The organism is Shewanella sp. GutDb-MelDb (genome assembly GCF_002836075.1).
GTDB lineage: Bacteria > Pseudomonadota > Gammaproteobacteria > Enterobacterales > Shewanellaceae > Shewanella.
The window spans coordinates 1-6422 of the sequence record NZ_PJBM01000219.1; the positions used below are offsets into that span (position 1 = coordinate 1).

The window sequence follows — 6422 nt, forward strand, 5'->3', positions numbered from 1 at the left end:
CGGTATGACATTACAAAAAATCTCTTTCTCAAACTGCTCTTCGAGCTTTACACGCCACGATTGTTTATTAATTGGTACTAGATAAAAATTTTCACGAGACGTGTCCGTCACAAAAGCTAAATCATGACGCATTAATTCAAAATGAATATCATTAACAAAATCTGATGAAAAATTTTGCCGCCCCGTAAGTTGATTGATATCTTTTCGGCTTAAAGATACTCCTTCATTAAGCCCTTCAAACCTTAATCTTAACCAATCCGAAAACTCTTTTGCACTGACCATAGACATATAATGTACCTACAAGTTCCTCTATAGATAAATTAGGTATAACAGATAGCGGCCATATCGCCATATTTTTGACTGAATATAGCAGTTTTGGCACCATAAGTTCTAGCTACGCAGGTAAACACACTTTTTAGCTCTAAAAACACTGGGGCGGATTAATGTAGATACGCTAACCGTGCTTTTTTAAATGAGTCTTCTCCAGTGTTTAACCTATCACGTTAACGGCATACCAATAGCTTGTTTAAAACTGCAACTCGATTAGCTTTTCGTTTGATCAATAGGACTTCTATATTATTCGCTGATTAATATATTTAGTCGTTTAAATACCGTCAACCCCACCGACTTTAATTTAAGAAGTGCTGGTAGAAATATTTTATGGTAGCTAATGCTGCAAATTGAAAACGTTGCAGATGGTACGCTAGGTATTATGGAAGAGTGAGTGATTTATAATGAGCAGTAATAGCGCTGTTTTATGCTTGCGACAAAAAATAACAATTAGAAATGACTTAATGCCCTAATGAATATCGCTAACTAAAATAGAAATCATCTATGAGCCCTTTAAATGAGCCAATAAAAAAGCCGCTCTACAAGAGAGCGGCTTTTCAATAAAACGTGGTTATTACCAACCCGTTCTAGTACGAAGTGCTTTACCAATATCAGCAAGAGAACGTACAGTTGTTACGCCTGCTGCTTCTAGCGCAGCAAACTTATCTTCTGCAGTACCTTTACCGCCAGCGATAATCGCGCCAGCATGGCCCATACGCTTGCCTTCGGGTGCAGTAACACCAGCAATGTATGAAACAACAGGCTTAGTCACATTCGCTTTAATGTATTCAGCTGCTTCTTCTTCAGCAGTACCACCAATTTCACCAATCATTACGATTGCTTCAGTTTGTGGATCGTTTTGGAACATTTCCAATACGTCGATGAAGTTAGTACCAGGAATAGGGTCGCCACCAATACCAACACATGTTGATTGGCCGAAACCTTCGTCAGTTGTTTGCTTAACCGCTTCGTACGTCAACGTACCAGAGCGAGAAACAATACCGACTTTACCCGGCTTGTGAATATGACCTGGCATGATACCAATCTTACATTCACCCGGAGTGATAACACCTGGGCAGTTAGGACCGATCATACGTACGCCAGTCTCTTCAAGTTTAACTTTAACTTGAAGCATATCTAACGTAGGAATACCTTCAGTAATACATACGATTAGCTCAATGCCACCGTCGATTGCTTCAAGGATTGCATCTTTACAAAAAGGTGCTGGTACGTAGATAACTGACGCTGTAGCGCCTGTCACTTCAACTGCGTCTTTAACAGTATTAAATACTGGAAGACCTAGGTGAATTTTACCGCCTTTCCCTGGTGATACACCACCGACCATCTGAGTACCGTAATCGATAGCTTGCTCAGAGTGGAATGTACCTTGACCGCCAGTGAAACCTTGACAGATAACTTTGGTATCTTTATTAATTAAGACAGACATTATTTGCCCTCCGCAGCTTTAACAACTTGCTCAGCCGCGTCAGTTAGACTTGTAGCAGCAATGATATCTAGATCTGAGTTCGCAAGCACTTCACGACCCAGTTCAGCGTTAGTCCCTTCTAGACGTACAATAACAGGCACTTCAACGCCAACTTCTTTCACTGCGCCAATGATGCCTTCAGCAATCATGTCACAACGAACGATACCGCCAAAGATGTTCACAAGAACAGCCTTAACATTTGAATCTGACAAGATGATCTTGAATGCTTCAGCAACACGTTCTTTAGTTGCTCCGCCTCCTACATCGAGGAAGTTAGCCGGCTTGCCGCCATGAAGGTTTACGATATCCATCGTACCCATTGCTAGGCCAGCACCGTTAACCATACAACCCACGTTTCCGTCAAGTGCTACATAGTTAAGTTCAAACTTAGCCGCGTGAGCTTCACGAGCATCATCTTGTGATGGATCGTGCATATCACGGATTTTAGGCTGACGGAATAAAGCGTTACCGTCGATACCAATCTTGCCATCAAGACAATGAATGTTGCCTTCGTTTGTGATAACAAGAGGGTTGATTTCGAGTAATGCGAAATCATGATCTTCAAACATTTTCGCCAAGCCCATAAAGACTTTAGTGAACTGCTTCATTTGTGTTGGGTTTAGACCTAACTTGAAGCCAAGATCACGTGCTTGGTATGGTTGAGGACCTGTAATCGGGTCGATGATAGCTTTATGGATCAACTCTGGCGTTTCTTCTGCCACAGTTTCAATTTCAACACCACCTTCAGTTGAAGCCATGAACACAACGCGTCGTGTTGCACGGTCTACAACAGCACCTAGGTATAATTCTTCTGCGATATCGGTACAGGTTTCTACTAAGATTTTAGCAACCGGCTGGCCTTTCTCGTCAGTTTGATAAGTTACTAGGTTCTTACCTAACCACTTTTCAGCAAATGCTCTGATCTCTTCTTTATCGCCAGTAACTTTAACGCCACCTGCTTTACCACGGCCGCCTGCGTGTACTTGACACTTAACAACCCACATATCACCGCCAATATGTCCTGCAGCTTCTACAGCTTCTTGAGCTGTATCACATGCAAAACCTTCTGACACTGGTAAACCATATTCGGCAAATAAAGATTTTGCCTGATACTCATGCAAATTCATGATGATCTATCCATTATACTACTAATCAATTTTTCAACAGGCCCAAATGGACCTGCAGCGAGGGTATTGTCTGTCTTGATTTATAGGTCAAGTAGCAGACGAGTTGGGTCTTCTAGGAAGTCTTTAATAGCAACCAAATAACCAACCGACTCACGACCATCTACGATACGATGATCGTAAGAAAGTGCGAGGTACATCATAGGCAGGATTTCAACCTGACCATTAACTGCCATAGGGCGATCTTTGATGGCATGCATGCCTAAAATCGCGCTTTGTGGCAGGTTCAAAATTGGAGTCGACATTAGCGAGCCAAATACACCACCGTTAGTGATGGTGAAGTTACCGCCGGTCATGTCAGCAACAGTTAACTTACCGTCACGGCCTTTAAGCGCAAGTTCACGAACATTACGCTCGATGTCTGCAAGGCTCATCTTATCGGTGTCACGCAGCACTGGAGTCACTAGACCACGAGGGGTCGAAACGGCGATGCTGATGTCGAAATAGTTATGATAAACAATTTCGTCACCATCAATAGAAGCGTTAACTTCTGGGAATCGCTTCAATGCTTCAGTCACGGCTTTCACGTAGAAAGACATAAAACCTAAACGGATACCGTGGCGCTTCTCAAAAACTTCTTGATATTGCTTACGGATACTCATGATTGGCTTCATGTTAACTTCGTTAAACGTCGTTAGCATGGCAGTAGAATTTTTAGCTTCAAGTAGACGATTAGCAATCGTCTTACGCAGACGGCTCATCGGTACACGCTTTTCACTACGTTCAGCAAGCGGCGCTGCAACAACGGCTGGTGCACTAGGGGCAGGAGCTGCTTTAGCATTTTTAACAAATGCTTCAACATCTTCCTTAGTAATACGGCCACCAACGCCAGTGCCTTTAACTGCGCTTGCATTAAGATTATGCTCAGCAATTAAACGTCGAACTGATGGGCTTAAAGCATCACTTGTCTCTTCAGTTTCAGCTGCAGGCGTTGCCGCTTCAGCTTCAGCTTTAGTCACTTCTTGACCCGCTACTGCGCCAGCAACGAACTTAGCAATCACGGCTTCGCCTAAAACAGTCTCGCCTTCTTCCGCAAGGAATTCAGCAATTTGACCATCTTCAGGTGCAACAACTTCAAGTACGACTTTGTCGGTTTCAATATCAACAAGGATTTGATCACGAGAAACTTGCTCACCAGCTTGAACATGCCAAGTAGCAATAGTTGCATCAGCAACAGATTCTGGCAGTACGGGTACCTTAATTTCGATACTCATGGATAACGATCCTTTTTATATAATGTCTATAACTACAGTTTTAATGCACTGCTAATTAACGATTCTTGTTGCTGAGCGTGCAGCGTAGGGTAACCACATGCTGGCGCAGCTGAAGCTTCACGACCGGCGTAGCTCAACTGAGCTCCTGCAGGTACAACGCTCCAGAAATGATGTTGGCTGCAATACCAAGCCCCTTGGTTTTGCGGCTCTTCTTGGCACCAAACAAAATCTTTGACGTGTGCATAATCAGCGATCATCGCTGCCGCTTCTTCATGTGGGAACGGATATAATTGTTCCACGCGAATAAGTGCGACATTATCTTTGCCTTCTTTACGACGACGTTCTAGCAATTCGAAGTAAACTTTACCGCTACAGAACACAACGCGATCAACTTTACTCGGCTCTAAGTCATCAATTTCACCGATAACATTTTGGAATGTACCTTCGGCTAACTCTTCCAAGCTTGAAACCGCTAATGGATGACGTAGCAGTGATTTAGGTGACATAACCACAAGTGGACGACGCATAGGACGTACAACTTGACGGCGCAACATGTGATAAACCTGCGCTGGCGTTGATGGCACACAAACTTGCATATTGTGGTTAGCACAAAGCTGTAAGAAGCGTTCTAGACGCGCACTTGAATGCTCAGGGCCTTGACCTTCATAACCGTGTGGCAGCAACATCGTTAGGCCACATAGACGGCCCCACTTTTGCTCACCAGATGACAAGAATTGGTCAATCACCACCTGTGCACAGTTAGCGAAATCACCAAACTGAGCTTCCCACAGTGTCAGTCCACCAGGTTCCGCCGTTGCATAGCCATACTCAAATGCAAGCACTGATGCCTCAGACAAGACAGAATCAATAAGGTCAATTGGGCCTTGATCGTCAGCGATATTACGCAATGGCATATACGCCGTTGCGTCATTTTGATTATGCAATACAGCATGACGATGGAAGAATGTTCCACGGCCTGAATCTTGACCTGTAATGCGGATACGCTTCTTATCTTCAAGAATGGATGCGTATGCCAACGTCTCGGCAAAACCCCAATCGAGAAGCTTTTCGCCAGCAGCCATCGATAGACGGTCTTTGTAGATTTTTGCTACTCGAGATTGCAACTTGTGGCTTTCTGGCACATAACTGATTTTATCGGCGAGGTTCTTAATGCGATCCATTGACATTTGCGCAGGATAATCATCATTCCACTCAGCGCCGATATAGGGTGTCCAGTCGACAGAATGTAACGTCATAGGACGCCACTCTTTAACCACACAATCGCCTTCATCTAATGCATCACGATAAGCGTTCACCATCGAGGTCACTTCGTCGCTGCCGATTGCATTTTCAGCAATGAGCTTGTCGGCGTAGATTTTTCTTGGTGTAGGATGTTTTTTGATTTTGGCGTACATCAATGGCTGAGTCGCACTCGGCTCATCCGCTTCGTTATGGCCATGACGACGATAACAAACCAAATCAATCACCACATCACGCTTAAATTCATTTCGGTAATCAACAGCAAGTTGAGAAACAAAAGCGACCGCTTCAGGGTCATCAGCATTAACGTGAAAAATAGGCGCCTGTACCATCTTGGCAATATCAGTACAGTATTCTGTTGAACGAACATCTTCCATCAAGTTTGTGGTAAAACCGACTTGGTTGTTGACAACGATACGGATTGAACCGCCTACTTTAAAGCCGCGAGTTTGCGACATATTAAAGGTTTCTTGAACAATGCCCTGACCCGTAATAGCAGAATCACCATGGATGGTGATTGGCATCACTTGCAGGCCGGTGTCACATTCACGTCGGTCTAAACGAGCACGTACTGAACCAATAACCACTGGATTTACGATCTCTAAGTGAGATGGGTTAAAGGCGAGTGCAAGATGGACATTGCCACCGGGTGTTTCAAAATCTGAGGAAAAACCTTGGTGATACTTAACATCACCCGAGCCGTTAAGTTCATCGCTATGCTTACCGGCAAATTCATCAAACAACTCTGATGGTTTTTTACCAAGCACATTGACGAGTAGATTTAAACGACCACGGTGAGCCATGCCGATGACCACTTCTTTGGTACCTGCATCACCCGCACGATAAAGTATTTCGCGCATCATAGGAACAAGCGCATCACCACCTTCGAGTGAGAAACGTTTTGCACCAGGGAACTTAGCTCCAAGGTATTTTTCGATACCTTCGGCT

General features: G+C 44.0%; 5 protein-coding genes. All 5 read right to left on the minus strand.

The annotated features are described in order from the left end of the window. Positions 1 to 288: hypothetical protein (locus CXF82_RS10620; RefSeq protein WP_102044180.1), on the minus strand; the 288-nt coding region annotated here is incomplete at its 3' end. A gap of 616 nt (positions 289 to 904) precedes the next feature. Then, a complete protein-coding gene (sucD, locus tag CXF82_RS10625; protein ID WP_101091137.1) occupies positions 905 to 1777 on the minus strand; it encodes a succinate--CoA ligase subunit alpha in 873 nt (290 codons plus the stop codon). Next, positions 1777 to 2943, minus strand: coding sequence for an ADP-forming succinate--CoA ligase subunit beta (gene sucC / locus CXF82_RS10630; RefSeq protein ID WP_101091138.1), 1167 nt, complete (start codon positions 2941 to 2943; stop codon positions 1777 to 1779). Before sucC ends, sucD begins: the two co-directional genes overlap by 1 nt. Before the next feature lie 80 nt (positions 2944 to 3023). Continuing rightward, on the minus strand, positions 3024 to 4214 hold the full coding sequence (gene odhB, locus CXF82_RS10635) for a 2-oxoglutarate dehydrogenase complex dihydrolipoyllysine-residue succinyltransferase (protein WP_102044181.1): 1191 nt from the start codon (positions 4212 to 4214) through the stop codon (positions 3024 to 3026). A 32-nt stretch (positions 4215 to 4246) separates the two neighbouring features. Then, positions 4247 to 6422, minus strand: a 2176-nt coding sequence (gene sucA, locus CXF82_RS10640) for a 2-oxoglutarate dehydrogenase E1 component (protein ID WP_102044182.1), incomplete at its 5' end; no start/stop codon positions are given.